This is a genomic window from Nocardia sp. NPDC003999, assembly GCF_053604885.1.
Genome location: NZ_JBSGIB010000014.1, coordinates 67383 through 93993 on the forward strand (window position 1 = coordinate 67383; position 26611 = coordinate 93993).

The 26611-nt window shown below is 70.6% G+C and carries 23 protein-coding genes; 9 read left to right on the forward strand and 14 right to left on the reverse strand.

The window, feature by feature from the left end:
* Window positions 1-4: 4 nt before the first annotated feature.
* Window positions 5-1183 (forward strand): amino acid deaminase/aldolase, encoded by a 1179-nt coding sequence (locus ACWESM_RS24845; protein WP_452493854.1) that lies wholly within the window; start codon window positions 5-7, stop codon window positions 1181-1183.
* Here the strand turns inward: ACWESM_RS24845 and ACWESM_RS24850 are convergent.
* Together ACWESM_RS24850 and ACWESM_RS24855 are read right to left on the reverse strand one after the other, a co-directional pair.
* Entirely contained in the window at window positions 1153-4530 is a 3378-nt protein-coding gene (locus ACWESM_RS24850) for an AAA domain-containing protein (protein ID WP_452493922.1), read from the reverse strand. The genes ACWESM_RS24845 and ACWESM_RS24850 overlap by 31 nt on opposite strands.
* A gap of 116 nt (window positions 4531-4646) precedes the next feature.
* Window positions 4647-6437: a DEAD/DEAH box helicase gene (locus tag ACWESM_RS24855; protein WP_452493856.1), complete on the reverse strand. Its 1791-nt coding sequence runs from the start codon at window positions 6435-6437 to the stop codon at window positions 4647-4649.
* A gap of 62 nt (window positions 6438-6499) precedes the next feature.
* On the opposite strand from ACWESM_RS24855, the gene ACWESM_RS24860 reads away from it, so the two are divergent.
* Together ACWESM_RS24860 and ACWESM_RS24865 are read left to right on the forward strand one after the other, a co-directional pair.
* Window positions 6500-7354, forward strand: coding sequence for a carbon-nitrogen hydrolase family protein (locus ACWESM_RS24860; protein WP_355077275.1), 855 nt, complete (start codon window positions 6500-6502; stop codon window positions 7352-7354).
* A 12-nt stretch (window positions 7355-7366) separates the two neighbouring features.
* Window positions 7367-7990 carry a phosphoribosyltransferase gene (locus ACWESM_RS24865; protein ID WP_355077273.1) on the forward strand — a complete coding sequence of 208 codons (624 nt, stop codon included), beginning with the start codon at window positions 7367-7369 and terminating at the stop codon, window positions 7988-7990.
* On the opposite strand, the gene ACWESM_RS24870 is transcribed toward ACWESM_RS24865, so the two are convergent.
* From ACWESM_RS24870 to ACWESM_RS24890, 5 genes are all read right to left on the reverse strand, one after another.
* Window positions 7991-8515, reverse strand: coding sequence for a gamma carbonic anhydrase family protein (locus tag ACWESM_RS24870; RefSeq protein WP_355077271.1), 525 nt, complete (start codon window positions 8513-8515; stop codon window positions 7991-7993).
* 163 nt (window positions 8516-8678) lie between these two features.
* Window positions 8679-9515: an ESX secretion-associated protein EspG gene (locus ACWESM_RS24875; protein ID WP_355077269.1), complete on the reverse strand. Its 837-nt coding sequence runs from the start codon at window positions 9513-9515 to the stop codon at window positions 8679-8681.
* Window positions 9497-10807, reverse strand: coding sequence for a WXG100 family type VII secretion target (locus ACWESM_RS24880; RefSeq protein ID WP_397280457.1), 1311 nt, complete (start codon window positions 10805-10807; stop codon window positions 9497-9499). The genes ACWESM_RS24875 and ACWESM_RS24880 overlap by 19 nt, the downstream gene beginning before the upstream one ends.
* Window positions 10800-11234 carry a hypothetical protein gene (locus tag ACWESM_RS24885; RefSeq protein WP_356967244.1) on the reverse strand — a complete coding sequence of 145 codons (435 nt, stop codon included), beginning with the start codon at window positions 11232-11234 and terminating at the stop codon, window positions 10800-10802. The genes ACWESM_RS24880 and ACWESM_RS24885 overlap by 8 nt, the downstream gene beginning before the upstream one ends.
* Before the next feature lie 33 nt (window positions 11235-11267).
* Window positions 11268-11981, reverse strand: coding sequence for an alpha/beta hydrolase (locus ACWESM_RS24890; protein WP_364432630.1), 714 nt, complete (start codon window positions 11979-11981; stop codon window positions 11268-11270).
* A gap of 108 nt (window positions 11982-12089) precedes the next feature.
* On the opposite strand from ACWESM_RS24890, the gene ACWESM_RS24895 reads away from it, so the two are divergent.
* Window positions 12090-13001: an SMP-30/gluconolactonase/LRE family protein gene (locus ACWESM_RS24895; RefSeq protein WP_452493860.1), complete on the forward strand. Its 912-nt coding sequence runs from the start codon at window positions 12090-12092 to the stop codon at window positions 12999-13001.
* Window positions 13002-13301: 300 nt separating this feature from the next.
* On the opposite strand, the gene ACWESM_RS24900 is transcribed toward ACWESM_RS24895, so the two are convergent.
* A complete protein-coding gene (locus tag ACWESM_RS24900) occupies window positions 13302-14282 on the reverse strand; it encodes a helix-turn-helix transcriptional regulator (RefSeq protein WP_452493862.1) in 981 nt (326 codons plus the stop codon).
* 97 nt (window positions 14283-14379) lie between these two features.
* Here ACWESM_RS24900 and ACWESM_RS24905 point away from each other — a divergent pair, with 97 nt between their 5' ends.
* A complete protein-coding gene (locus ACWESM_RS24905; protein ID WP_452493864.1) occupies window positions 14380-15519 on the forward strand; it encodes an epoxide hydrolase family protein in 1140 nt (379 codons plus the stop codon).
* A 207-nt stretch (window positions 15520-15726) separates the two neighbouring features.
* Here ACWESM_RS24905 and ACWESM_RS24910 read toward each other — a convergent pair whose 3' ends face one another.
* The gene (locus ACWESM_RS24910; protein ID WP_355077256.1) at window positions 15727-16437 is read right to left on the reverse strand and encodes a hypothetical protein; all 711 of its coding nucleotides are present in this window, start codon (window positions 16435-16437) and stop codon (window positions 15727-15729) included.
* A gap of 204 nt (window positions 16438-16641) precedes the next feature.
* Here ACWESM_RS24910 and ACWESM_RS24915 point away from each other — a divergent pair, with 204 nt between their 5' ends.
* Together ACWESM_RS24915 and ACWESM_RS24920 are read left to right on the forward strand one after the other, a co-directional pair.
* Window positions 16642-17814 (forward strand): acyl-CoA dehydrogenase family protein, encoded by a 1173-nt coding sequence (locus ACWESM_RS24915; protein ID WP_355077254.1) that lies wholly within the window; start codon window positions 16642-16644, stop codon window positions 17812-17814.
* Window positions 17815-17823: 9 nt separating this feature from the next.
* Window positions 17824-18948, forward strand: coding sequence for an acyl-CoA dehydrogenase family protein (locus ACWESM_RS24920; protein ID WP_355077252.1), 1125 nt, complete (start codon window positions 17824-17826; stop codon window positions 18946-18948).
* A 36-nt stretch (window positions 18949-18984) separates the two neighbouring features.
* On the opposite strand, the gene ACWESM_RS24925 is transcribed toward ACWESM_RS24920, so the two are convergent.
* Window positions 18985-19413: a hypothetical protein gene (locus tag ACWESM_RS24925; RefSeq protein WP_355077250.1), complete on the reverse strand. Its 429-nt coding sequence runs from the start codon at window positions 19411-19413 to the stop codon at window positions 18985-18987.
* A gap of 349 nt (window positions 19414-19762) precedes the next feature.
* On the opposite strand from ACWESM_RS24925, the gene ACWESM_RS24930 reads away from it, so the two are divergent.
* Both ACWESM_RS24930 and ACWESM_RS24935 read left to right on the forward strand, forming a co-directional pair.
* Window positions 19763-19993, forward strand: a complete 231-nt coding sequence (locus tag ACWESM_RS24930; protein ID WP_355077249.1) for a hypothetical protein — start codon at window positions 19763-19765, stop codon at window positions 19991-19993.
* An 84-nt stretch (window positions 19994-20077) separates the two neighbouring features.
* Window positions 20078-20908, forward strand: coding sequence for a GNAT family N-acetyltransferase (locus ACWESM_RS24935; protein WP_355077247.1), 831 nt, complete (start codon window positions 20078-20080; stop codon window positions 20906-20908).
* Here ACWESM_RS24935 and ACWESM_RS24940 read toward each other — a convergent pair.
* From ACWESM_RS24940 to ACWESM_RS24955, 4 genes are all read right to left on the reverse strand, one after another.
* Window positions 20893-21840 carry a MerR family transcriptional regulator gene (locus tag ACWESM_RS24940; RefSeq protein WP_452493868.1) on the reverse strand — a complete coding sequence of 316 codons (948 nt, stop codon included), beginning with the start codon at window positions 21838-21840 and terminating at the stop codon, window positions 20893-20895. The two genes, ACWESM_RS24935 and ACWESM_RS24940, sit on opposite strands and share 16 nt — an antisense overlap.
* Before the next feature lie 33 nt (window positions 21841-21873).
* Window positions 21874-23478 (reverse strand): serine/threonine-protein kinase, encoded by a 1605-nt coding sequence (locus ACWESM_RS24945; protein ID WP_397280449.1) that lies wholly within the window; start codon window positions 23476-23478, stop codon window positions 21874-21876.
* 3 nt (window positions 23479-23481) lie between these two features.
* Window positions 23482-25290, reverse strand: coding sequence for a protein kinase domain-containing protein (locus ACWESM_RS24950; RefSeq protein ID WP_452493870.1), 1809 nt, complete (start codon window positions 25288-25290; stop codon window positions 23482-23484).
* Window positions 25291-25415: 125 nt separating this feature from the next.
* Window positions 25416-26546 carry a serine/threonine-protein kinase gene (locus ACWESM_RS24955; RefSeq protein WP_397280445.1) on the reverse strand — a complete coding sequence of 377 codons (1131 nt, stop codon included), beginning with the start codon at window positions 26544-26546 and terminating at the stop codon, window positions 25416-25418.
* Between the last annotated feature and the right edge of the window lie 65 nt (window positions 26547-26611).

Sequence of the window (26611 nt, forward strand, 5' to 3'; positions counted from 1 at the left end):
CCGGGTGACCGAGACGTCGCCGATCGCGGGGCTGCATGCGGCCACCGCCGAACTCGACCCGCCGCTGGCCGCCCTCGACCTGTCCACCCTGCGCGCGAACGCCGCCGATCTGGTGCGGCGAGCCGGTGGCACACCGGTGCGGGTGGCCAGCAAATCCGTGCGCTGCCGTGCCGTGCTCGCCGAAGTCCTCGGCGCCGATCTCACCGCGGCGGGCGGCTTCGCGGGCATCATGTCCTATTCCTTGCGCGAGGCGCTCTGGCTCGTGCGCCACGGGGCGCGCGATGTCCTGCTCGGCTATCCGAGCGTGGACCGCGCCGCGCTGGCCGAACTGGCGGCCGACGACATCGCGCTGCGCTCCATCACCCTGATGATCGACGACGCCGCGCAAATCGACCTGATCCGCGCCGCCGTCGGCTCCGATCGCGTGCGGCCACGTGTCTGCCTCGACGTGGACGCCTCCCTGCGGATCGGCCCGCTGCACCTGGGCGTGCGGCGTTCCCCTGTTCGCACGCCGCAGCAAGCGGCCACGCTAGCGGGCGAGGCCCGGCGGCGAGGCTTCGACGTGGCGGGCGTGATGACGTACGAGGCGCAGATCGCGGGGCTCCCGGACGCCAATCTCGCTGTGCGCCTTGTGAAGCGGGCGTCCGCGGCGGAGATCCGCAAGCGCAGGGCCGAGGTGCTCGCCGCGGTCCGGTCGGTGACCGGCGAACTCGAGATCGTCAACAGCGGCGGCAGCGGATCCATCGAGGTCAGCGTCGCCGATCCGGACGTCACAGAGGTGACCGCCGGGTCCGGGCTGTACGTGCCGACGTTGTTCGACGGCTACCGGTCCTTCACGCCGAGACCGTCGCTGTATTTCGCGATGCCCGTGCTGCGGCGTCCCGCCACCGGCATCGCCACCGTCTTCGCGGGCGGGTACATCGCCTCCGGCCCCGCAGGGCGGTCGCGAGTGCCCAAACCGGTGTGGCCGCGCGGGTTGAAGTTGATCGGCACCGAGGGCGCGGGCGAAGTGCAGACCCCGCTGTCCGGCGCCGCGGAACTGCGGATCGGCGACCGGGTGTGGTTCCGGCACGCGAAGGCCGGTGAACTGTGCGAGCGATTCGGCACCGTGCATCTGGTCGACGAGGACGGCTCCCGCGTCAGCGCGCCGACCTATCGAGGCGAGGGCGCCTGCTTCGGCTGACCCGCGCCGGTCAGCCGCAGGAACGCGCCCAGATCGGCGAGTTCGTCGGGGTTCGCGGGCAGGTATTCGGTGAGCAGCGGTGAGCGGATGACGATCGCCTTCCACATGGCCCGGCACAGCGCGTGGATCAGCCCGCGCGACAGCAGCGACGGCATGCCGTAGGGAGCGTCGGCGGGGGAGGAGGTGGTCATGGACAGCAGCACCACCGCCGCCTCCCGGCCGCGGAAGCGATCCGGCGTGCCCACCAGGACGTCCTCGATCTTCGCGCGGGCCAGCAGCGTCCGGATGCGTCCCACCTGAGCGGCGTACGGAGCGACCACGAAGATGTCGTGGGGGTGCAGCCTGCGCGTGGTCGCGCCGCTGGTCCATGACATGCCGAGCAGCGCGCGGACCCGGCGCACCACTTCGCGCGCTTCCGCGGGCGACTCGGTGGCGTTGCCGTAGTGGTCCACCAGGACGGTGTCCACCCCGGGGTCCTCGCCGTGCAGCTTCCGGGCCAGGGTGACCGTCTCGCTGGCGCGCAGGCGGCCGTCGTAGTACAGGCGGGAGACGGGTTCGCACACCGCCGGGTGCATCCGCCAGGTGCGGTCCAGGAAGTAGCCGCGCTCGGTGGGCAAGGTCTGGCGTCCGTCCGCCAGCCAGCCGAGCACCGATTCGCCGACCGGGGCCGGATGCGCGCCGCGCGCGGTGGACGCCACCGGATCGCCGAGCAGCAACAGATTGCGCGCGCACTCCGCGACGGACACCGTCTCGGCCAGCGGGAAGCGGCCCGCGTCGGCGATCACGAGCAGGTCGAGGCCCGCGCGGGGCACCAGATCCTCGTTCGCGAAATCGGCCGGTTCGCCGCCGAGGACACAGCCGCTGATCGCGTTGTCCAGGAATCGCGGGTAGCGGACGGCGTCGATCACCACCCACTCCGGTGCGACGGTCGCCGCGTCCTTCTTGGCGACCAGTTCCGGCAGCACACCCGCCCGCACCACCGCGTCGAGCAGGTTCTCCACGGTGGCGGGTGTTTGCGCGAGGATGCCGATCCGCCACTTGTTCCGAGTGATCAGCCGCTCCAGCACCCGGGCCGCGGTCGCGGTCTTCCCGGTGCCCGACGGACCCTGCACCGCGACGTAGGAGTGATCCAGAGCGCACAGCGCGGCGGTGATCGCCGCGGCGTAGTCGCCGTGCACCTCGGGCAACCGGACGTCGCCGTGCAGCCGGGGCGGGCGGCGCGCGAGGATGTCGAACACGGCCGTACGCGGCGTTTCCGGCAAGGTCATCAGCAATTGCTGCGCCGCGAGTTCGATCGCCAGTTCGGCGTTCTCATCCCAGTCCGGCAGGCCCGGCGCGATCGCGGAGGGCAGTTCGTCGTAGGGTTCGCAGCCCTCCGGCAGCGATTCCTCCAGCCGGACGGTGTCGTCGAATTCGGCGTCCACCGAGCAGCCGAGCACCGTCGCGGTAGCGGTCGCCCGCTGCCCCGCATCGGTCACCATGCCGGCCGGCATCGGTTGATCGTAGAAGGTGTAGACGGCGGTACCCGGGGTCAGCGCGCTCGGGCCGGGGGCGCCGCTGGAACCGGTGCCGATCCGTCCGGTCAGGGTGAGATAGCGCCGCATCCCCGGGCGGTCGGGGCGGCGATGCCACTTGGTGTCGACGGTGCCCCAGTCGGCGACCAGCACTCCCGGGGCCTGCGCCCATTCCTCCACCGGATGACTGAGCCGGTCGGCGTGCGCCCACCACAGCGGCTGCCGCTCGCGCCGGTGGTAGCCGAGCGTCGCGGCCATCAACGCGGCCGGATGCAGCGGATCGCCCTGCGCGGCGGCGTATTCCGCGAGCGCGGCCTCCAGCGACGACGGCCGGGACGACGGCGGTGCGGGCTCGCCGGCGACCGCTGAGGTGGACCGCGCGTCCGGAGTCCGGGTCCGGGTGGCGATGCGTTGCTCGGCCGCGCGATCGAGCAGCCAGTCGCGCAACCGCAGCACTGTGTGGCAATCGTGTTCCGCGGCAGCCGGATCGGTCACACCGGGAAGCAGTCGGCGCAGGCCGCCGAGCCGGTAGGAGGACTCGCCGACGAGCAGCGCGCCGCGGACGATCGGATACAGATCGACCAGAACGCCCTCGCACAGCAGTTCGTCTACCAGTTCCTCGTTGACCCCGTGCCGTCCGGTGCAGCGCAGCAGTGCCGTCCGCACCGCCGCGGAGTAGTGGTAGACGTGCAGGTCCGGATCGATCCGGCGGCGCTGGGTCAGGTAATCGAGCACCTGCTCGAGCACGCGGCGTTCGGCGGCCGCGGCGCGGCCGGGCTCGCTCGAACCGCTCGGTCCGCGCAACGAGAGGTGCACCGTGTCCGGGCCGCCGACCTCGACGACGAGCGGAGTCCGTCCGCCCCCCGAGACGGTGAGCGAGAGATCGCCGGGGGAAGGCGCGGGCAGAGCCCCGAGCACGGTCGCGTCGAGCACCGCGTAGGTCGGCTCGCCCGAAACTTCGCGGCGCAGCTGGGTTTGCGCCTGGCGGCGCAGCGCGGAAACGGTGCGCGGCGGCACGCCGGGCACCGAGCTCTCGGTGGTGGCCAGCCGATCGATGGTGTTCACCCCCGCTTCGCGCAGCCGGGCGCGGGCGGCGGGCGGCATGCCGGCCACGAGCAGCAGGTCGCGCGCGGCGGAGAGGGCATCGACACAGGTGCGGCAGCGGCCGCAGGCGAGATAACGAGGATCGCCCCACTGCACGGGCAGCAGTTCGCCGAGCTTCTCGTCCACGATGCGCTCCACCCGGCTCCTGCGCGCCCGATACAGCGGAAGCAGCTCGCTCAGCGCTCCGGCGCTGCTCTCCGTGCCGAGATGCAGCCGGACCAGCGGTGCGGTGAGCGCGCCCGAATGGTCGAGTGCCTCGGCGCAGGCGGCCAGTTCGAGCGCGGCGGCCACCCGATCGGCGGTCGTGGACGCGATGCCGTGCACGGTGTAGCGGACCCGATGTTCGGCTCGCACCAGAAAGTCGGCGGAGCAATGGAATCGGCCGTCGAAGAAGGTCGCGCCGTGCACCACGTGCGCGCCGGAGCGCAGCGCGGCGACCGTGTCGGCGTGCGCGGCGGTCAACGCCGCGACATGGCGGCCGGGTTCGCCCGGTTCGTCCGGGGGGCGGTCGATCTCGACCATTGCGCCGCCGAACCGCGCGCGGTAGTCGTCGAACAGGCGTCGACGGACGTCATCGGTTCCCGGAGCGGGTTCGTACCCCGATACGGCGCTGCCGGGGTCGGCCGGGATGGTGCCGAGTTCGGCGTCGAGGGCGCGCAGCAGGGCGAACTCGCAGTGCGCCGCGCGGACGAGATCGACGGCGGTGCAGACGACACGATCACCGAACACGAACAAACGCGGCCCTCCTGTGTCTTCGCGGGACACCCGCTGCAGGCGTGCGCCGAATTACACACGGACCGCAACACTGTAGCTAGCGCGTCTGACCTCGACGTACCCTGCCCGGCTCAGGAACGCGGCTTACGGCGCTCCGGCCGCTTGCCGCCCTCGCGCTCCCGGCGCTGGCCGCGGCTGAACGTGCGATGCTGCGGCGCACCCTGATCCAATTGCAGCTGAATGAGCACGCCACTGATCCGTGTGCGCCGCAACGCTTCCAGCGTTTCATCCGGCAGCTGCGCGGGCAGTTCCACCAGGCTGTGGTCGGGGCGGATGCTGATGTGCCCGAAGTCGCTGCGGCGCAGGCCGCCTTCGTTGGCGATGGCGCCGACGATGGCGCCGGGCACCACGCGATGCCGCTTGCCCACACTGATCCGGTAGGTCGCCAGCTCCGTTCCGGTGGCACGGTGGTGCGAGGCGCTCTGCCGGTCCTCGTCGAAGCGGCGAGCGGGACGTTCGCGCGGAGTCCGGTCGCGTTGCGGGCGCTCCACCGGCTCCGGCTCGGGCTCCATGAAGAAGTTGTCGCCGTCGTAGGAGCCCACCGCCAGCGCCGCGGCGATGTCGGCCAGCGGGATGTTGTGCTCGCGCTCGTAATCCTCGATCAGCTTGCGGAACAGCGGGAGATTCGACGAGGTGAGGTTCTCGGTGATGGCATCGCCGAACTTGGCGACGCGCTGGGCGTTGACGTCCTCCACGCTCGGCAGCTGCATCTCGGTGAGCGGGTGGCGGGTGGCCCGCTCGATCGCCTTGAGCAGATGCCGCTCGCGCGGCGCGACGAACAGCAGCGCCTCGCCGCTGCGCCCGGCCCGTCCGGTGCGGCCGATACGGTGCACGTAGGACTCGGTGTCGTGCGGGATGTCGTAGTTGACCACGTGCGAGATGCGGTCCACGTCCAGCCCGCGCGCGGCCACGTCGGTGGCGACCAGGATGTCCAGCGCGCCGGACTTGAGCTGGCCGATGGTGCGCTCGCGCTGGTTCTGCGCGATGTCGCCGTTGATCGCCGCCGCGGAGAACCCTCTCGCGCGCAGCTTCTCGGCGAGTTCCTCGGTGGCCTGCTTGGTGCGGACGAAGATGATCATCGCCTCGAACGACTCGACCTCGAGCACCCGGGTGAGCGCGTCCAGTTTGCGCTGGTGCGACACCAGCACCCAGCGCTGGGTGATGTTGGTGGCCGTCGAGGTCTTCGCCTTGACCGTGATCTCCACCGGATCGTGCAGGTACTGCTTGGAGATCTTGCGGATCGCGGCGGGCATGGTCGCGGAGAACAGCGCCACCTGCTTGTCGGAGGGCGTGTCGGCGAGGATGCGCTCGACGTCCTCCTGGAAGCCCATCTTCAGCATCTCGTCGGCCTCGTCGAGCACCAGATACTGCAGGTGCGACAGGTCGAGCGTGCCCTTCTCCAGGTGATCGATCACCCGGCCCGGCGTGCCGACCACGACGTGCGCGCCGCGGCGCAACCCCGACAGCTGCACGCCGTAGCTCTGCCCGCCGTAGATGGGCAGCACGTGCAGGCCGGGAATGTGCGCGGCGTAGCGGCCGAACGCCTCGGCGACCTGGATCGCGAGTTCACGGGTCGGCGCGAGCACGAGGGCGCGGGGGCTGCGACCGGTGGCCTCGAGCCCCATCAAGATCGGGATGGCGAACGCGGCGGTCTTGCCGGTGCCGGTCTGCGCGAGACCGACGACGTCGGCGCCGGAGAGCAACGGGGGAATCGTCGCGGATTGGATCGGCGAGGGCGATTCGTAACCGACATCGGCGATGGCCGCCAGAATGCGGTCATCGATACCCAGATCGGCGAAGGACGGGCCGTCAATGTCCCTGTCGTCGTCGCCAGGAACGCTGTCGACCTGATTGGTGCTCATTGAGCAGCAGTTTACTGCCTCCTGCTGGTCGTCCCGGCCACCGCCCCAATACGGTGAGATCTATGCAACTGGACAACTCGCCCGCGCATCGGGATGCGACGCCGGATCAGCTGGACGTGGCGGTCGTCCAGTTCGCCCCTTCGACCGCCCCCGCGGAGAACCTGGCCGCGGTGCGCGAACACGTGCGCACGGCGCGCGAACGGGGCGCGCGCGTGGTCGTTGCACCGGAATACTCGATGTTCGCCGTGACCCGGCTCGATGAGCGGGTCGTCGCCGTCGCCGAGCCGCTGACCGGCCCGTTCGTCACCGGCCTCGGCGCGATCGCCCGCGAGTTCGGCGTGTTCCTGGTCGCCGGAACGGTGGAACAGGTCGCGCCAGGCGGCGACCGGATTCGCAACACCCTCGTCGTGCTCGGCCCCGACGGTTCCCTCGTCACCAGGTACCGGAAGGTGCACCTCTACGACGCCTTCGGCCACCTCGAATCCGATGTGGTCGAGCCGGGCGCGATCGAGGCGCCCGCCACCTTCACCGTCGGCGATATCACATTCGGCATGCAGACCTGTTTCGATCTGCGCTTCCCGGAGGGCGTGCGCCGGGTCGCCGCGGCGGGCGCGCAGGTGCTGCTGCTGCCTGCCCAGTGGATCCCGGGACCGGGCAAGGTCGACCAGTGGACCACGCTGGTGCGGGCGCGGGCGATCGAGAACACCGTCTACGTCGCGGCCGCCGACCAGGCCGCTCCCCGGGGCGCGGGCGCGTCCATGATCGTGGACCCGGCCGGCGCGGTGCTCGCCGAACTCGGCGACGAACCGGGCGTGCTGACCGCCGGAATCGACCTGGCGTACCTGAGCAAGGTGCGCACGACCAACCCGAGTCTTGCCTTGCGTCGATTCGCGATCACCGAGCGTGGACCGGAGTAGCGTTCGGAATCGATGGTCTACACCGATCGGACCTCGGCCGGTCACGCGCTGGGTGCGCATCTGGAACACCTACGCGCGTCGGACCCGTTGGTGCTCGGGCTGCCGCGCGGTGGAGTTCCGGTGGCCGCCGCGGTCCGTGCGGTGATCGGCGGTGACCTCGACATCCTGCTGGTCCGCAAGCTGGGTGTGCCGTGGCAGCCCGAGCTGGCGCTGGGCGCCATCGGGGAGGACGGGGTCCGGGTGCTCAATCAGGATGTATTGGCGCACACCGGGATAACGCCCAAGAAGGTCGACTCGATCGAGGCGCGGGAGCGGGCCGAGCTGGAGCGGCGCAGGCAGGTGCTGCGCGGTGCGTCGCGGCCGATCCCGCTGACGGGTCGCACGGTGGTGATCGTCGACGACGGTATGGCGACCGGCGCCACGGTCGTGGCCGCCTGCCGGGTCGCGCGCCTGCACCGGCCCGCGCGCGTCGTCGCCGCCGTCCCCGTCTCCTCGACCGAGGCGATGCGCCGGGTCACCGACGAGGCCGACGAGGCGGTCTGCCCGTGGGTGCCGCGCTCGCTCGGCGGCGTCGGCGGCGCTTACCGCGATTTCCACCAGCTCGAGGACGCGGAGGTCACCGCGCTGCTGTGCTGATCAGATCTCGGTGATGCCCGTGCGGTGGCGCTGCGCCAGGTCCGCGTAGAAGCCCGGGTTGAGCCGCACCCACATCTGCGCCTGGGTGCCTTCGATCGGCCGTTTCACCTCGGCGGGAGAACCGGCGGCGAGCACGCCGTCGGGGATCTCCGCCCCCGGTGGCACCAGCGAGTGGGCGGCGATCATGCTGCCCGCCCCGATCTTGGCCAGGTCCAGCACCGTGGTCCCGTTGCCGACGATGGCCTCGGCGCCGACCGCGGCGCCGTGGAACACCACGCTGTGCGCGATCGTCGCGCCGGGCCCGATCTCCATCGGCACATCCGGCGGCACGTGCAGCACCGCGTTGTCCTGGATGTTGGCGCGTTCCCGGATGACGATCGGCGCCAGATCCGCGCGCAGCACCGCGCCGTACCAGATCGAGGCGCCCGCCTCGACCCGGACGTCGCCGATCAGGGTCGCCGTCGGCGCGACGAACGCGGTCGGGTCGACCTGCGGACGTTTGCCTTCGAATTCGTAGAGTGGCACTCGAACACCGTAAATGGTCCCGTGGCGCCAACCGGAGCGGTGTCGGGCATCCGCCGCGTGGCTCAGCGACGGATCCGATGCGGACAGGGTGGCGCGCCCCCGATCGTCGCGGCCGGTCGGTGTGCCGGGCCGGGGTCGGACTCGCGTCGGGTCTGCGCGCCGCTCAGCGCCCGGCGTAGGCCGTCGAGGTGCGCGCGGCCGCGGCGACGAGCGGTCGCAGCTGGGCGGCCAAACGTTCGGCGGTCACCGCGACGATGTCGACGTCCGTGCCGGTGCGCACCGCGTATCGGCCGTCGGCGACCACGTCGATCCAGCACAGCACGCCGAACGGGCGCGGTTCGCCCACGCCGCGGCGCGCGGAGACGACCATCTGGCCGATGCCTTCGCGCGGCTGCCGGAGCAGCTTGCGGATCCGGGACGGAATAGACGGGCCCGCGACCGGAACGGTGACCAGGTTGCGGCTGTCCTCGCCGACCTGGGACAGGGGAGCGGTCAGGCGCGGCAGCATGCCGGGATTGTTCTCCGGGAGCATCGAGACGATCCGCGGGCACAGGGTTTTCGAGCTGCCCGCGAACAATCGCACGTCGCCGCCGCGATCGGGCGTCGCACCGGGGCGTTGCGCGGCGACCACCGCGATGTTCCCGGCGGCGGCGCCGAGGATACGGATCGGCCGCGCCTCGGATTGCCGCCCGGTGTCGATTGCCGGTGGGCGTGGTCCACCGTTCTCGCGCGACGGCGGTTCTGACGCCGCGTCACGTTGACCGAACACCTCGACGCGCAGGTCCGGCTGGGCGAGGATGCGCAGCGCCGCTTCCAGATCCGCGTCCAGCACCTGAGCGCACCAGCGGTCGAGCGCGGGAAGTTGCGCGGTGCGTTCCGCGGTGTCGCGCGCCGAAAGGCGCACGGCGAGTGGATAGGGAATGCGATCCCCATCGGTGCGTGACCAGGCCAGCGCGAACTGATCCGGGGTCAGCGTCCAGTTCACTCGTACTCGGTCCATTCACCGAGCACAGGCGGTGTGGTCGGATCGAGCGACCCGATGAGTTCGCCGCCGTCGTCGGAGGGCTCGAGGAACGTGGGGAGATCATCGAGGTCGAACTCGTCGTCCTCGTCATCGATCGGCGCCAAGCGTGCGCTCGCGGCGTTCGCGGCCACACTCGAACCGCCGCGCGGGGTGTCGACGGCGGCCACCGCACCACCCATCAGGCCACCCATCGCTCCGGCGCCTAGACCGGTGACCGCCGCGTCGGAGCTGTCGTCGTGCTTTCGCCGCTCGTCGCGCTTGCGCTGCTCTTCGGACGGAACCTGGCCGCCGACGCCGGGCACGGCGGGCAGCGTCGTCGGCTCGCTCGTCGCCGAGGCGGGCGCGGTCGCCGGACCCGGCGATCCGGTGGCGGGCGCGGTGCGGAGAACGGAGGCGGCCGCAACCGTCGAGAGCGCCGCCGTGGCGGCGGGTGCGACTCGTGGCGCGGCCGGGGCCGGTGTCTCGTCCGCGACCGCGGCGCCGGTCGTCGGCACGGCGGCAGCGGCGGCGGACGTGGCGGGCGTCTCGTCGGCGGGTGTCGAATCGGTGGACGTCGCCGAGACGCTCTGCTCCACCATGTGGATCGGCTTCGGCGCGTGCGTCCCGAGCGAAGTGGGCTGCGCGTCGGGTGCGACCTGGGTTGTCCCGACGATCTTGCTCGTCGGCGTGGCGGTGGGAGCCGGGGCGGCCGATTGATCCGATTCGTCGGGGAACGCGGGCACGTCGGTGCCGGTGCGCACGAAAACCCCCGCGTAGATGTCGTTCATCGCGCGCACGACGTCCTGACGGGCGTGCTCGCTCGCCTTCTGCCCATCGACATTGCTGGTCGCCCGGGACGGATCGAGCAGTGCCGCCCCCAGATCCGGTGCGCCGGTGGACGGCTCGGTCACCGCGGCGCGCAGCGCCTCCGCCGCGTCGCTCGCCTGTCCGAGGCGCTGCGAGACGACCGCGAACACGTCGGCCAGGTCTTGGCCGCTCTGTTCGAATACGCGCACCACCGCGTCCGCGCTCTTGGCGGCGGAGCCGCGCCAGCCGTCGGCGATGGCCGCGCGGATCTCGGTGTGCGCCTGGAAGACCGCGTCGGCCAGGTGCGCTGCCGCGTCGCTCCACGCCTGCTCGCCGCCCGCGAGGACGGCCGGGTTCAGCAACTGGACCTTCGCGTGGATCTCGTCGTGGGCGAGGTTGTCGAACACTTCGACGTTCGGCGCGTAGGCGGGATCGGTGCGCCGGTGGGTGGCCCGCTGCCCGGCGCGCGGCATCTCACGCATGCGCGGCTCCCGTCACGTCGACCCGTTCGACCGCCTGCGCGAGCGCCTCGTCGGCCTGCTGGTAAACGGCGGCCGCGGCGCGGAAGGTCTGGGCGAGTTCTCGCGCGGCGGCGGCGTATTCGTTCAGTCGGGTGATCGCGCCGTCGGCCTTGCGCTCGAAACCGGCGCGCAGCGCGTCGCCGGAGGCGAATCCGCCGAAGCCGGGCAACGCGGTGGCGGCGCTCAGGATGCGGATCTGCTCGTCGACCCGATCGGCGAGCAACTCGTACTGGCGCGCGCACCGTTCGTGCGCGCCGTCGGCGACCAGGAGGCCGTCGATCCACAGCGAGCCGTCGTCGACCGCTCGGTTCAGCGCGGCGATGTCGACGCCGGGTGCGGTGACTTCCGCGAGCGGCTCTCCGCCGAACCCGTTCTCTTGCGATGGCATCTGCGCCGTCCCCCTTCCTCGTCCGAAGTGCGGTTACGGATGTCGTGCCAACCCCACGACGACACCCTGCATCCAATCCGCGATGTCGGCAGTGACCCGCGCGTGCACCGGCTCGTGCAGCAGGTCGTGCCCGGCGTCGATGTACTCCCGTAAATCTACCGATTCGTGGCGGCTAGTCCAGACCCTGATCGCATCGATCGGCGCGCGCCGGTCGTCCACGCCGTGCACCGCGAGCACCGGAAGACGCTGCGGCAGGGGCGTTCCCGGCGCGCCCGGCGCCCCGCCGCCCAGCGCGCGTTTCGGGACGCCCGACAGCACCAGGCCCGCCAGCGCGTCCGAGGGCAGGGCGGGCCGCAGTGGATAGTTCCGGTCCAGCACCGTCGAACCCGTTGCGGCATCGGCCGACTCCGGCACGGCGGCCCCGAGCATGCCCAGCGCGGTCACCGCGCCGAGCGAGTGGCCCATCAGGATCAGCGGCCGGTCGCCACGAGCCAGCTCGACCAGTCGCACCGCGTCCGCCACCAGCTCGGCGAGCGTGCCGGGCCGTTCCGGATCGCCCTCGCTCAACCCGTGCCCGGCGGTGTCCAGCGCCCATACCTCACCGGCGGGGCGCAGACCGCGCGCGAAGCGGTGGTAGTGGCCGCTGTGCTGGCCGATTCCGGGCAGCAGGACCACGGTGTATCGCGGGTGTTCGATCGGCCACCGCCGATAGTGCATCCGGCCGCGCGCGCCGTCGAAGAATGGCATCCACCGATAGTGCCAAAGATCGTGTCGCGGGTGGGACCGCGCGATTCCGCGCCGGAAACGGTTAAGATCCGCGGCGACTCATACCTACCGGAGCCCGAGGTGCCCGCGTTGCGAACTCTCCGCCGTCGAGGCGCCTTCCTCTTGTCCGCCGTGGCGCTGGCCCTCACCGGAGTGCTCGCGCCGGGCGCGGGCGCCGCGCCATCCATCGCCGCCTGCGACCCCGCGGTGGCGGTCACGGCCGTCGCGGCGCGAGTGCCGGTGCTCGACTGGGCGGAGAACCTGGGCTACGACGCGCAGGGCAATCTGTGGGTATCGCGGCTCTACCGCAATGAGGTGCAGCGTTACGACACCGCCGGCAACCTCACGGCGACTGTTCCGGTGGAGTTCCCCGGCGCGGTGCGGCTCGGTCCCGACGGACTGCTGTACGTGGTCTACGGTGACGCGCCGGTCAGCGTCGTCCGTCCCGGCGGCGTGCTCCGATTCGATCCGGCGGCGGCCGTGCCGAAGCCGGAGGTCTTCGTCTCCGGGTTCACGATGCCCAACGGCGCGGCGTTCGACCCGAGCGGCAACCTGTACGTCGCGACCCTCTCCGGCGTGATCAAGGTCCGTCCCGACGCCTCCCTCGACACCGAGTGGGCGGCGCCGCTGGCCGGACTGGCCGCCAACGGCGCGGTCGTGCACGACGGCGTGCTCTACGTGACCGCGAACGGCGGCCCGCTCGGCCGGATCGTTCGCATCCCGCTCGACGCGCCCGCGTCCCGCAGCACCGTCGCCGACTTGTCCTCGCAACTGGCCGGTCTCCCGGATTTCGCCGACGATCTTCTGGCCGATCCGAGCGGCATCCTCTACGTCACCACCCTCACCGGCCAATTGATCCGCGTCGATCCGACCTCCGGCGCTACCTGCGCCGTGCTCAACGGCCAGCCGCTCACCGCGGTCGCCGCCGTCCCCGGCCGTCCGGACGAATTGACGGCGAGCACGGAATCCGGCGCTCTCCTCCGAATCCAGCTCTCTCGCTGAGGTCGAGCCGCCGTCGTCGGGATCACAGGCTTCGGCGCCGTCGCGGTATCCGCGCGAAGAGGGGAGCGAAGCGGCGTCCATCTCCACATCGATCGGCGGCACCGTGTCGGCGCGCCCGGCAATCCGGCCGCGCGGGTATCGCGCCGCAGGGCCAGGAGGACCGCGTGTCCACGAGCCGGCACCGAACGCGCGGTCCACACACCGCAGCGAGGTGAATATGCTGTCCGGCAGAGGTTTTGATTACGCCTTGCTTGTGCAAGCGGCCGGTGATGCTGTCATCGGCAAGCGGGACCGGCGAGCTCAGATCATAGGTCCCTGCCGTGGGTTGATCGCGCGCTCGGCGCGGTCAGCGATGGCCCGCAGATGGGCGATGAGTTCCGGAGGCTCGTGAACTTCGAAGTCCGCTCCCAGCGCGAGCAGCCGGTGAGCCAACCATTCCGGCGCGTCGTCGCGCCGGGCGTCGATCCGGCAGGTGTCCGGGTCGATCGCGACGACATCGCCGGGGCTTTCACCCAGCCGCCCCGTGACACGGTCGGCGGAGGTGTGGACGGTCACTCGGAGCCGGAAGGACGGTGTGCCCCAGTCGGTGCGGCGGCCCGCGACGTAGGCGGCGGCATCGGCGGCGGGTAGCGCACGCGGCGAGAAGCGGGCGGCGGTGGGCTGCGGACGGTCGATCCGGTCGACGCGGTAGACCCGCCAGCCTGCCCGATCGAGGTCGTAGCCGACCAGATACCAGCGCCGCCGGGCGGGTACGAGGCCGACCGGCTCGGTGTTGCGCCTGGTCTCGCCGCCCGCCTCGTCGCGGTAGGCGAAACGCACCCGCTCCCGGTTGGTCACGGTCGCCGCGAGCGTGGCGAGCACCTCGGGGTCGGCCGTGGGCCCGTCGGCGGTGGGCGGGGTCAGCGCGACGGCGAGTACCCGCACCCTGCGTCGCAACTTCGCGGGCAGCACCTGCTCCACCTTGGCCAGCGCCCGGACCGACGCCTCCTCGATCCCGGCCACCGCGGACCCGGCGGCGGCACGCAACCCGACCGCGATGGCGACGGCCTCGTCGTCCTCGACCAGCAGCGGCGGCATCGCCGTGCCCGCCGCGAGGCGGTATCCGCCCGCAGCGCCGAGCGTCGCGGTCACCGGATAGCCGAGTTCGCGCAGCCGATCGATGTCGCGGCGCACCGTGCGGTCGGTGACACCGAGGCGTTCGGCCAATTCGCTGCCCGGCCATTCCCGTGGCGTCTGGAGCAGCGACAGCAGGCGAAGCAGTCGGGCGGGAGTGTCGTTCACGAATCAGATGATGCCGGAAATCTAGGACATGTTCGGTCCTAGATGCTGCTTAACGTCATCGCTGTACCGCAGCACCGACCGCCGAGGAGGCGTACCGATGACCACCGCCATTCGCCCGTTCCGCATCGAGATTCCGCAGTCCGACCTGGACGACCTGCACGATCGGCTCGCTCGCACCCGTTGGGCCGCCCAGCTGCCGGGCACGGGCTGGGATCGCGGCGTGCCGGTCGACTATCTGCGCGAGCTGGCCGAGTACTGGCGGACCGGATTCGACTGGCGGGCACAGGAAGCGGCGCTGAACGAGTTCCCGCAGTTCAAGACGCGCATCGAGGGGCTGGACGTGCACTTCCTGCATGTGCGTTCGCCGGAACCGGACGCGACGCCGCTGATCCTCACCCATGGCTGGCCGAACTCGTTCGCCGAATTCGCGGGGACCATCGGCCCGCTCGCCGATCCGCGTGCGCACGGACTCGATCCCGCGCAGGCCTTCCACGTCGTGGTGCCCTCGGTGCCGGGCTTCGGCTTCTCCGACGGGCCGCGCGAGCCAGGCATGACACCGGCGAAAGTGGCCGGGATGTGGCTGACCCTGCTGGATCGGCTCGGCTACCGGCACTTCGGCGCACAGGGTGGCGATCTCGGCGCCTACGTCGCGCCGGAACTCGCCATCGCCGCGCCGGACCGGGTGATCGGCGTGCACCTCGACGGCGGGATCGGGATGCCCACCGAAGCGGACGTGCCCACCATGACGCCGGACGAACGTGCCGAGTGGGACCTCATGCAGCAGTGGATGACCGGCGGCGTGGACCATCACGTCCTGCTGCGCCCCGCCCCGCAGACCTTCGCCCACGCGTGGACCGATTCACCGGTGGGCCTGCTCGCCTGGCTGATGCAGAAGTTCACCGAGTTCGCCCCGCTCGCCGACCGGGTGGAGGACGTGATCAGCCGCGATCAGCTGCTGACCAACGTCAGCCTGTACTGGTTCACCGGCACGGCGGCCTCGTCGTCCTGGCCGATGTACAACGGCCTCGGCGACGGCGGGTTCACCTGGCCGAAGGGACAGAAAGCGGTGCCGACCGGCACGTACGGCGGCGGCTCCGCGCTGATGCGGCGGCTCGCCGAGCGCGACAACACCATCGTGCACTGGCCGGAGGGCAACACGGGCAACCACTTCATCGCGATGGAACGCCCGGACGCGCACGTCGCCGACATCCGCGCGTTCTTCGCCGCCGTCCGATAGGGAGAGGCACCTGCCCGGCACGCGGTCGGTTCGGCGATGCGTGGAGCAGCCGGTGCCCGGTTGCTCGACGGGTGGCGGGAGTCCATGCGGCGGATCGGGCCATCCTGGCCGTTCGATTACCGACGCGACGGCGCGGTCGCATCGAGCGGCCGGGCCTGGGACGGTCGGGGCCGGACACGACGGTCGGCCGACAGCGACGAAACGTTGCTACGGGGTGGGTTCGCCGCCGGAGCCGCTCGGCGCGGGCTGAGCAGGGGCGGGGTTGGGCGCAGGAGCCGAAGGCGGCGGGGGCGGGTTGTCCGGCACCGTGAAAAGTCCCACGGTGGGAGTCATCACACAGTGGGCGAACGGGTAGTCGATGATGCCCCACATCGAAGCGAGCACCGTGCCGGGACCGCTGCGGACCGTCTTGGACAGCGTGGGCTGGCGGTACTCGGTCACGTCGTCGAGCGGGTCGATGCCGCTGGCGCCGGTGTTCACGTTCACCCAGGCGACCACGAGCCCGGAGGCCAGGGGAGCGCCGGAGTGCGAAGGAGTCGCGCTGAACCGCAGCTCGCCGGGCTCCACGTTCAGGTCACGGCCGTTGCCGGTCCCCTCGGTCGTCGCGGCGGCGATGATCGTGGTGATCGGGCCGTTGCTGCCGCAGCCGAAGGTGGGCGCGGCGTAGGAGAACGGGGTGAACACACTGGAGACCTCGCGCAGGTGCGCGGCGTCGATCAAGCCCGCGTAGCGCGTGAGCGCGGCGATGCCCTCCTGTGCGGACGGGTCGGCCCCCGCGATGTCGGTCAGATGCGCCAGGCCGGTGTCCACCGGCGCCTGGGTCTGCTCGGCGGTGGCGGGCGCGGAGAAGGTGAGAACCGCGCCGATGCCGAGGGATGCCGCGGCGGCCGCGGCGCGTGCGATGGTCCTGCCGTTCACTCGTTCTCCTCGATACCGAACCCTGTGGGCCCCCGGCCCACCTGCAGCAACGTACCAGCTCGCGACGGTCGCCGTCCCGGGGAGCGGTGCGGAATCCGACGCCGCGAACGGCGAGGGAGTCCCGCACCTGTGATCCAGTCGACAGGCGAGGATTACCGGGGGGTAGTTTGGACGCGGACGTACGAGACACGCAGGGAGATGCGTATGAAACTATCCTTGTCCCCAGACGACGTCGCCTTCCGCGACGAACTGCGCAAGTTCTATCGGACCGAGATCCCGGCCGACATTCGCGAGCGCGTCCGGGACGGCCGTGAGCTGACCCGAGATGACATCGTCACCGCGCACAAGATCCTCAACGACCACGGCCTCGCGGTGCCCAATTGGCCCGTGGAGTGGGGCGGCAAGGATTGGACGCCGATGCAGCGCCACATCTGGCAGGACGAGATGCAGCTGGCCTCGGTGCCGGAGCCGCTGACGTTCAACGCGCAGATGGTCGGCCCGGTGATCGCCCACTTCGGCTCGCAGGAGCTGAAGGAGCGTTTCCTGCCGCCCACCGCGGCACTGGACATCTGGTGGTGCCAGGGCTTCTCCGAGCCGGACGCGGGCTCCGACCTGGCGTCGCTGCGCACGACGGCGGTTCGCGACGGTGATTCCTACATCGTCAACGGCCAGAAGATCTGGACCACGCTGGCCCAGTACGCGGACTGGATCTTCTGCCTGGTGCGCACCGACCCGAGCGCGGCGAAGAAGCAGGCGGGCATCTCCTTCCTGCTGTTCGACGTGAAGTCGCCCGGTGTCACCATCCGCCCGATCAAGCTGATCGACGGCGGGTACGAAGTGAACGAGGTCTTCTTCGAGAACGTCCGGGTACCCGCCGATCAGCTGGTCGGCGCGGAGAACATGGGCTGGACCTACGCGAAGTTCCTGCTCGGCAACGAGCGCACCGGAATCACCGGCGTCGGCCGCACCAAGGTCAAGATCGGCGTGGCGAAGCAGTACGCGGCGAAGATCAAGTCGGGCAACGGCACGCTGCTGGAGGACCCGGTGTTCGCGGCGCGGATCGCCGAACTGGAGAACGAGCTGCTCGCGCTGGAACTCACCCAGTTGCGGGTGGTCTCCAACTCCTCCGACGGCAAGCCGAATCCGGCCTCTTCGGTGCTGAAGCTGCGCGGTTCGGAACTCCAGCAGGCCGCCACCGAGCTGCTGCTGGACATCGCCGGACCGGACGCCATCCCGGTGGGCGCGGACGACATCGCCTCGCCCGGCTGGGCGCAGCGCAGCGGCCCCTCCTACCTGAACTACCGCAAGACAACCATCTACGGAGGCTCCAGCGAGGTGCAGCGCACCATCATCGCCTCCACGATCCTCGGATTGTGAGGCGCAACCATGGATTTCGATCTCACCGATGAACAGGTCATGCTCCGCGACACGGTCCGTGACCTGCTCGCGCGCAACTACGACGCCGAATCACGTCTGAAGGTGGTGGACTCCGAACTGGGCTGGAGCCGCGACGTGTGGCGTCAGCTCGCCGAACTGGGCGTGCTCGGCCTGAGTTTCACCGAGGAGGACGGCGGCGTCGGCGCCGGTCCGGTGGAGACCATGGTCGTGCTCGAGGAGGTGGGCCGTAGGCTCGCGCCGGAACCGATCCTGGACGCGGTGCTGGTGCCCGGTGGCCTGGTCGCCGCGGCGGGCAGCGCCGAACAGCGGCAGCGGATCCTGCCCGAGGTGGCCTCGGGTGCGAAGCTGCTGGCCTTCGCCCATGCCGAGCCCGGGGTGCGCTGGCCGGCCGCGGAACTGGCGACCACCGCCACGGCGCAGGGCGATTCGTACACGCTGACCGGCGTGAAGAACCCCGTCGCGCACGGCGACAGCGCCGACGAACTCGTGGTCAGCGCCGCGCTGCCCGAGGGCGGCGTCGGTCTGTTCCTGGTTGCGCCGGACGCGACGGGTGTGGTCCGCAAGTCCTACCGCACGGTGGACGGCCAGCGCGGCGCGCAGGTCGAGCTGACCGACGCGCCCGCCGAGCGGCTCGGCGCTGCGGACGCGACCGAGGCCATCGAGTCGGTGCTGACCCACGCGCAGGCGAGCCTGTGCGCGGAGTCGGTCGGCGCGATGGAAGAGGCGCTGCGACTGACCACCGACTACCTCAAGCAGCGCAAGCAGTTCGGTGTCACGCTGTCGAAGTTCCAGACGCTCACACAGCGAGCGGCCAACATGTACGTCTCGCTGGAACTGGCGCGCAGCATGAGCCTGTACGCCACGGCGTCGCTGGCGGACGGGGCCGACGATCCGGTGATCGCGTCGCGCGCACGGCTGCAGGTCGGTCGCGCGGCACGTCACATCGGGCAGGAGGCGATCCAGATGCACGGTGGCATCGGCGTCACCGCGGAGTACCCGGTGAGCCATTACGTGGCCCGGCTGACCGCGATCGAGCGCACCCTCGGTAGCGGCCTCGAGCATCTGCGGGTGCTCAGCTCGCGGGTCGGCGACTACGAGTTGCCCGAACTGTAAGGAGTGCCGCGGTGGTGCGTTTCGCGCACCACCGCGTCATTCGTCGTCTCGCGGCGTCGTCCGCAGTTGGGTGGGCGCTTCGTCTGTCGAGTCGCTCGCCGGCGCTCGCGCGGCCGTCGGCCTCGGCTCCTCGGGGGGCGCCGCCTGCGTGGGGTCGTCGTGCGGATTTCCCGGGGACGGCTCAGCGGTGGTGCTGCTCATGAAGCCCGAAAATGGGGTGGGGTGCCGCTGGTCGGCCGGTGCGATCCGCCAGCTGGGCGACGGCGGGATGACGACCTTGGGGGTCGTCGAGCCGGTGGTGTTCTCGTGGACAACGGGTTCGGCGTACTCGCCTGCCTTGAGCGGCGGGGGCGGCACGTAGGTGTCGTGCTTACCGACGCCACAGGCGCCGATCAGGACGAGCCCGATGGAAACCGCTCCTACGGCGATCGCCGGACCGGCGATCTTGGCCCTGCTGCTTTCCAACGGTGACGCTCCTCGGTGTGTATCGAGTGGACTCACCTTACTCGAGGCCGGTCGGTCCGGCGAGGCGAGTGGTCGCTGGGTATGCGCCGGACGGCGCATTTAAAACAGTTCTGATTCAGATATCGAATTGGTCTCTTCGGCGTGTCGTGGGCACGTGTCGCTATCTTCCGGCGTCCCGGAGTCGTAGCGTGTGTGAGCAAAGTTACGCGTGAGACGCCGGTTTAAGGATGAGAGACACGTTGTGTGAGAACGTGATTGTGGTTCTCTGACCGGCGTCATCGAGGAGTAGATGATGGGAGCTTACTCGACAGCGTCGCGGCGTGGTTCGTCCCGCGCCGCAGAAGATGCCGTGTCGGCAACGGCACAGCATCCCGCGTCGAACCAGCAGGGCCGCTCGCTGTCCACGATCGTGTCGCGGACGCTCGCCTGGCTGATCTTCATCGGCGGACTCGTCGGGGCGGTGCTCGGCATCGCCGGACTGCACGTCGAAATCACCGTCGCCGGACTCATTCTCGCCTGCACCGCGGGACTGGTTCTGCTCAAACTCCGCGCGGGTGGCGGCGAAGCGGACGGACCGTAAACCGGCCGGTCGGCCGCCCGCAGGCCCGGCGACGGGCGTGAGAAACGAAGGCGCGCAAGATCTCAGGCGCCTACCGTGATCTGTATGAGGATCGAGATCACCACCGACGCCGCCGAGTTCCGCTCGGTCGCGGGGGCGTTCCTGCTCCGCGATCCGCTGCGGCACACCGTGCTCACCACGAGCGTCGCCAACCATGTCACGGGCATGGATGCCCCGGCTGAGCCATCGCGATTTCTTACCGTCCACGGCGAGGATGCGGCGGTGGTAGGCGCCGCCATGCGCGTGTCCGGTCGCGACGTGTATCTCGGCGCGCTACCGCCCGACGGCATTCCGGCGGTGGCTCGCGCGCTGGCCGAGGTCGTCCCCGAAAGCGCGGGCGTCGAGGGCGTCGTCGCGGACGCGACCGATTTCGCCCAGCACTGGTGTGGACTGCTGGGGAGAGATTTTCAGCAGTCGTACCGCACCCGGCTGCACCGGCTCGGCGCGCTGCGGATCCCGGACGTAGCCGGAGCGCCACGCCGCGCCCTGGAATCCGATGTCGCCCTGTGCGGGGACTGGCTCGCGGCCATGCGCGCGGAGTCCGGCATGGCGGCCGGACTGGACGAGGCCGCGATCCGGCGCCGCGTCGAAGCGGGCCGGTGGTGGCTGTGGGAACGCGACGGGCAACCGGTCAGTCTTGCCGCGCATCAGATCCCGATCCAGGGCTGGTCGCGGATCGGGCCGGTCTACACCCCGCCGGACGCCCGCGGACACGGGTACGCCAGCGCGGTGACCGCGCACGTCGCGAAGCAGCTGCGAGCCCAGAACCTGGAGGTCTGTCTCTTCGCCGACACCGACAACACCACGGCCAACCGGATCTACCGCGCGATCGGCTTCCACCCGACCCACGAATTCGCGCACTACGTCTTCGAGTAGCCCGCCAGGACGCTGCGCAGGGCGGCGGTGAACCAGGCGAACACCGGCGTCAGGCTCGGCGGCGCGGCCCAGCCGTTGATCACCGCGAGCAACCGCCAGTACCGCTCCACGCGTTCGTCATCGGCCACCGCGAGGCGTTCCAGCATCCACTCGCGCAGCGCGCGATCGTCGGGCCTGCCGAACGTGGCCGCGTAACGCGCGGCGAGGTCGGCCACCACCTCGGCCGCCGCGGGAGAGCCGGGCGTGACACCCGCCGCCATGGCCGCCTCGACCCGGTCGCGCACGGCCTCGGTGAGTGCGTGGTGCAGACCCGTCGCATCGCCCTCGGCGCGTTCGCGCGCCTGGTACTCGGCCATCCGCCGGATCGCCGCCCGAAAGTCTGTGTCGGCGGTAAGTTCCGCCAGTTCCGCCCACGCGGCCACCTGCTCGGGTGCGGGATCGTCGGGCAGGTCCGGCAGTGCGGTGCGCAGCAACTCGGTGAGTTCCGGGTTGGCGTCGAGTCCGCCGAAGGTCGCCTCAACGAAATCCTCGATCAGTCGATGACGTTCGGCAGCCGACAAGGTGACGAGCTTGTGCATGAGATCCAACTCCTGTGGGGTCGAGCCCTGCCCGGCCACCGCGCGCAGAACCGCTCGTCGCTGACGCAGGATCCGGATCTGGGTGTCGAGTGCGTCGGCGTGCGCCGCGGCGACCTCGGACAGCGCGAGCTCGTGGGTGAGCACGCGCCGGACGGTGGCCAGGTCGAGTCCGAGAGCGCGCAGCGTCCGCACCAGATCCAGTTCCGCCAGCGCGCGGACGTCGTAGAGGCGGTAGCCGGAGGGGCTGATTTCGGTGGGCAGGACGACGCCCTTGTCGGCGTAGAACCGGATCGTCTTGACGCTGAGGCCGGTGCGTTCGGCAACGGCGCCGATGGTGAAGCGGGTGTCGTCCATGTGCCTACCCTCGCGTCTCCCCCTGGGGGAAACTCAATTCAGCGGCGCGGATTTCCACCAATTCATGAACTCGGCTTCGGTGGCGATGAATCCGGCGCTGTACATCAGCATGGCGGCCCGTCCCGGGTCCGCGGAAAAGGCGGTGACCATTCGCGGCCGCAGGTTCCGGCTGTCGCGCAGGGTGTAATTCGTGTAGCTGTGCCCGCCGTTGTTGGTGGCGGTCGCGCGGTCGTTGGCCGGTAACGCCGCTAGCGCGGCCTGCGCGTCGGCCGGGGAGCCATAGAGGTAGAAGTCGAAAGACGCCTTGTTCGGCCCGCCGAAGCAGCTCCACATCACCAGCCAGGGGCCGAAATCCGGATCCTCGTGGTCGCGCGTCGTCGCGGAATCCGGTGCGTGGGCGAAACAGCCCGCCTTGTTGTACCCGGTTCCGGAGTGGACCAGGCGCTGGGCGGAGGTCTCCGGAAGCATGTCCGGGAACGCGGCGCTCAGCTCGGCCGCGCGGGCGCCGATGGCGGCACGGTCCGCGGTGGCCGAGACGCTCGTCGTCGGGCGCTGGGCGGTCGGCGGCGTGGTGGCGTCGGTGTTCCGCGTGGCCACCGTGGTGGTCGATGCGGCGGAGCCGGATGAGGTGTCGTGGAACGATGGCGCGGCGAGCGCAGCGGCCAGGCCCAGCGCCAGCACCAGACCTATCACGGCCTCCAGTCGCGCTCTCCGTCCGGGACGCCGCTGCGGACGAAGGCCCCCGCCCGCGCTCGGGAGCGGTGGTTCCGCGTGCAGCGGAGGATGACTCGGTGCGGGCCACGCCGCGGGCGCGGTCAGCGCTTGCCACGCGGCGGCGGCGAATTCGCCGCACGAGTCGAAGCGATCGGCCGCGTGCTTGGCCATCGCCTTGGCGAGCACGCCGTCCAGCGCCACCGGCAATCCGGGCCGCAGCCTGCTGATCGCGGGCGGCGGTGCGTTGAGATGCCCCTGGATCACCGCGACCGGATTGGTGGCGTCGAACGGCACCGTGCCGGTAAGCAACCGGAACAGCGTGCAGGCCAGCGAATACTGGTCGGCGCGGTGATCCAGCGGCGCACCGGACAATTGCTCCGGCGCGGCGTAGGCGAGGGTGGCGGTGAAGGTGCCGGTCTGGGTGAGCCGTCCGGTGTCGTCCCGGAATCGGGCGATGCCGAAGTCGGAGAGGAAGACCCGTTCCTGGTCTCCCTCGACGCGCTCCAGCAGAATGTTCGCCGGTTTCACGTCGCGGTGCAGCACGCCGCGGCTGTGCGCGAAGTCCAGCGCTTTGGCCGTTTCGGCGATGATCTGCACCGCCCGTGGCGGCGGCAGCGTCCACGCGTCCAGCGCCGCGGCGTCGGTGCCGTCGATGTAGCGCATGCAGATCCACGGCTGGTCGCCCTCGACGCCGCGATCGAACACCGTGACGATGTTCGGGTGATCCAGCCGTGCGACGAGGTCCGCCTCCCGCTCGAAGCGGGTGCGGGACTCGGTGTCGTCGAACAGGTCCGGGTTCAACAGCTTCATCGCCGTCAACCGGGGCAGCCGCGGATGCCGGGCCAGGTACACCGATCCCATCCCGCCGCGGCCGAGCAGGCGTTCGATGGTGTACCCCGCGAAGACTTCGCCGGTGTGGTGCATCGGTCAGTTCAGCGGAGCCGAGCGCCACCAGCGCAGCAGCTCGTCGACGGTGGTGTGGGAGAAGCCGTCGGTGTACATGAGGTACTGGGTCCGATCGGGATCGCCGGTGAACGCGGTGACCATCTTGGCGCCGTCGTCGACGTACTTGTAATTGGTGTAAGACTTTCCGCCGTTGGTGTCGGTGGACTTGGCGGCCGACGAGGGCAGGCCCTTCAGCACCGCCTGCACATCGGCGGGGGCTTTGTAGACGTAGATCCGGTAGTACGGATCCTCGTTGTTGCCGCCCTTGAAGCAGCGCCACTGCGCGGCCCAGTCACCGAAGTCCGGTTCGCCCTTGGACGGCGAAGGCGGCGAGCTCGGCGAGGCCAGCCAGCATTCGGCGCCGTTGTATCCGACCTCCTCGGACTTGGAGGCGGGCACCATCCGGGGGAACTCCGCGCTGACCGACTCGGGGGTCGCGTCGACGAGATTCGGCTTCACCGCCGATGTGGTCGTCGTGCCCGCGTTGCTCGAGCCCGAATCGGAGACGGCGCCGATGATGCCGAGCACCACCACGATCAACACGACCACGCCCACCACCAGGCCGATGATCAGGCCGGTGTTCTTCTTGCGCGGCGGCGCGGCCGAGTGGTGCACATGCGCGCCGTGCGGCGGGGCGAAGGTGGAAAACCCGGCCTGCTGCTGGGGATACGGGTTGGCGGCCGTCGGCTGGGGCGCGGGACCGGTGTGCGGCCGTGAGTTCACCACCGGCGTGGGCGGCGGAGTCGCGGGCGACGCCGAGGCGAGCGCGTTCGGCCCGCTGGTTTGCGGGGTGTGCACCTGGTGGCCAGGGCCGCTGACGTAGTGACCTTGCGCAGCCGGATACGGCGATCCCGTGGTGGGGATCTGCGGCCCGGTGGCCGGGCGCGGGCCCGCGGTGGGGTGCTGCGGCCCGGTGACCGGGCGGGGACCGCCCACCACCGGCATCGACGGCGCGCTGGAACCGGTCAGCGCCTGCTTGGCGGCCGCGGCGAATTCCGCGCAACTGCCGTACCTGTCGTCGGGTCGCTTGGCCATCGCCTTGGCCAGCACGCCGTCCAGCGCGAAGGGCAGGCCCGGCCGGACGCCGCTCAGCGCGGGCGGCGCGCCCTGCAGATGCCCTTGGATGACCGCGGCGGGGTTCGTCGCGGAGAACGGGCCGGTGCCGGTGAACAACCAGAACAGCGAGCAGGCCAGCGAATACTGATCGGAACGGTGGTCGAGCGACGCGCCGGTGAGCTGCTCGGGCGAGGCGTAGGCCAGCGTTGCCGTGAAGGTGCCGGTCTGGGTGAGGTGGCCGGTGTCGTCGCGCAGCCGCGCGATGCCGAAGTCGGTGAGATACACCCGCTCACCGCGACCGGCGCCGGAGCGGGCCAGCAGGATGTTGGCTGGTTTCACGTCGCGGTGCAGCACCCCGTTGCCGTGCGCGTAGTCCAGCGCGTCGGCGGTCTCCTTGATGATCTGCACCGCGCGTACGGGCGGCAGCGACTTCGGCTCCACCGATGCGGCGTCGATGCCGTCGACGTACTGCATCGAAATCCACAGCTGCTCGTCCTCGAGCCCGCGGTCGTAAACCGTGACGATGTTCGGGTGATCGAGCTGGGCGACCAGATCCGCCTCCCGTTCGAACCGCGCCCGCACCTCCTTGTCGAAGAACATCTCCCGATTCAGCAGCTTCAGCGCGGTCATCCGCGGCAGCCGCGGATGTTTCGCCAGATATACCGAGCCCATGCCACCGCGGCCCAGTTGCCGCTCGATGACATAGCCGGCGAAAACGTCACCGCTGGCCAGCATGACTGCTCCACTTCCCGCCGCCCGCCGGGACCCACCGGCGAACAGGCGTACAGCAAAAGAACGCGTGGCCGGAGATGGGCCCGACCACGGAAAACATCGAAACCATAGCAGTAATCGCGCCTCACCTATCGCTCGTCGAGCGTGGTGCGGCGCGGGCGATCGACATGCGTCGGACCGCCCGGCGGAGGCCGAGCGTCCGGAGGTTGCTGGTGCGGTCGCACCGCCGAGCCCGGGCGCATGGGCAAGTTCGGCAACTCGATCAGGCCGGGATGCGCCGGGCGGCGCGGCGGCAGGAAACTCGGGGACGGTCGAGGGGTTTCCCGCGGCCTCGGTCGGTGCTGCGGCGCGGACGCGTGGTACGTCGGCGCGGTCGGATACCCGTCGGGATGAATGCCGTGCGGCGCCGTCCGATGCCCGGCCCGCTGTTCGGCCAGCGCGGATTTCGCGGCGGCGGCGAACTCGGCGCAACTGTTGAAACGATCCTCTGGCCGCTTGGCCATCGCACGAGCCAGCACCGGATCCAGCGCGGGCGGCAAACCGGGACGTGCGCGGCTGAGCACCGGGATCGGTGCGTACAGATGGCTGTTCACCACCGCCGCCGGGTTGGCGCCGGGATACGGCGGCGCCCCCGTGAGCATCCAGAACAGTGTGCACGCCAGCGAATACTGATCGGCGCGGTCGTCCAGCGGCCTGCCGATCAGCTGTTCCGGGGCGCCGAAGGCGAGTGTCGCGGTGATCGTGCCGGACGAGCCGATCGTGCTCTCCGCGCCGCGGATGCCCGCGATCCCGAAATCGGTGAGCAGCACCCGCTCCGGTTGACCTATCGGCGCCTTGGCCAGCAGGATGTTGGCCGGTTTCACATCGCGGTGCAGCACCTGGTTCGCGTGCGCGAAATCCAGCGCCGCGGCGGTGTCGGCCGCGATCTGCACCGCGCGCCACGGAGCGAGCACGTCGACGTCCGCGCAGGAGGCGTCCGCGCCGGGCACGTACTGCATCGAGATCCACAGCTGCCGGTCCTCGGCGCCTCGATCGAACACCGTGACGATGTTCGGGTGATCGAGCCGTGCCACCAGATCGGCCTCGCGTTCGAAGCGGCGGCGGATGTCGGTGTCGGCGTACAGTTCGCGTTTGAGCAGCTTCAACGCCGTCAGGCGGGGCAGCCGAGGATGCTGGGCCAGGTACACCGTGCCCATGCCGCCATGGCCGAGGACGCGTTTGATGACGTAGCCCGCGAAGATCTCGCCGGTCTGCAACACCTGTACACCCCCTTGTCGAGTCGAGCGCGCGGACACTACCCATGTATCTCGATGAGCCATCGGGA

What these genes read in the sequence shown, in the direction of transcription:
- ACWESM_RS24855 (WP_452493856.1), bottom strand. Translation starts at nt 6,437, where the DNA reads ATGAGCACCAATCAGGTCGACAGCGTTCCTGGCGACGACGACAGGGAC.
- ACWESM_RS24860 (WP_355077275.1), top strand. Translation starts at nt 6,500, where the DNA reads ATGCAACTGGACAACTCGCCCGCGCATCGGGATGCGACGCCGGATCAG.
- ACWESM_RS24865 (WP_355077273.1), top strand. Translation starts at nt 7,367, where the DNA reads ATGGTCTACACCGATCGGACCTCGGCCGGTCACGCGCTGGGTGCGCAT.
- ACWESM_RS24875 (WP_355077269.1), bottom strand. Translation starts at nt 9,515, where the DNA reads ATGGACCGAGTACGAGTGAACTGGACGCTGACCCCGGATCAGTTCGCG.
- ACWESM_RS24880 (WP_397280457.1), bottom strand. Translation starts at nt 10,807, where the DNA reads ATGCGTGAGATGCCGCGCGCCGGGCAGCGGGCCACCCACCGGCGCACC.
- ACWESM_RS24885 (WP_356967244.1), bottom strand. Translation starts at nt 11,234, where the DNA reads ATGCCATCGCAAGAGAACGGGTTCGGCGGAGAGCCGCTCGCGGAAGTC.
- ACWESM_RS24890 (WP_364432630.1), bottom strand. Translation starts at nt 11,981, where the DNA reads ATGCCATTCTTCGACGGCGCGCGCGGCCGGATGCACTATCGGCGGTGG.
- ACWESM_RS24905 (WP_452493864.1), top strand. Translation starts at nt 14,380, where the DNA reads ATGACCACCGCCATTCGCCCGTTCCGCATCGAGATTCCGCAGTCCGAC.
- ACWESM_RS24915 (WP_355077254.1), top strand. Translation starts at nt 16,642, where the DNA reads ATGAAACTATCCTTGTCCCCAGACGACGTCGCCTTCCGCGACGAACTG.
- ACWESM_RS24920 (WP_355077252.1), top strand. Translation starts at nt 17,824, where the DNA reads ATGGATTTCGATCTCACCGATGAACAGGTCATGCTCCGCGACACGGTC.
- ACWESM_RS24935 (WP_355077247.1), top strand. Translation starts at nt 20,078, where the DNA reads ATGAGGATCGAGATCACCACCGACGCCGCCGAGTTCCGCTCGGTCGCG.
- ACWESM_RS24940 (WP_452493868.1), bottom strand. Translation starts at nt 21,840, where the DNA reads ATGGACGACACCCGCTTCACCATCGGCGCCGTTGCCGAACGCACCGGC.
- ACWESM_RS24945 (WP_397280449.1), bottom strand. Translation starts at nt 23,478, where the DNA reads ATGCACCACACCGGCGAAGTCTTCGCGGGGTACACCATCGAACGCCTG.
- ACWESM_RS24950 (WP_452493870.1), bottom strand. Translation starts at nt 25,290, where the DNA reads ATGCTGGCCAGCGGTGACGTTTTCGCCGGCTATGTCATCGAGCGGCAA.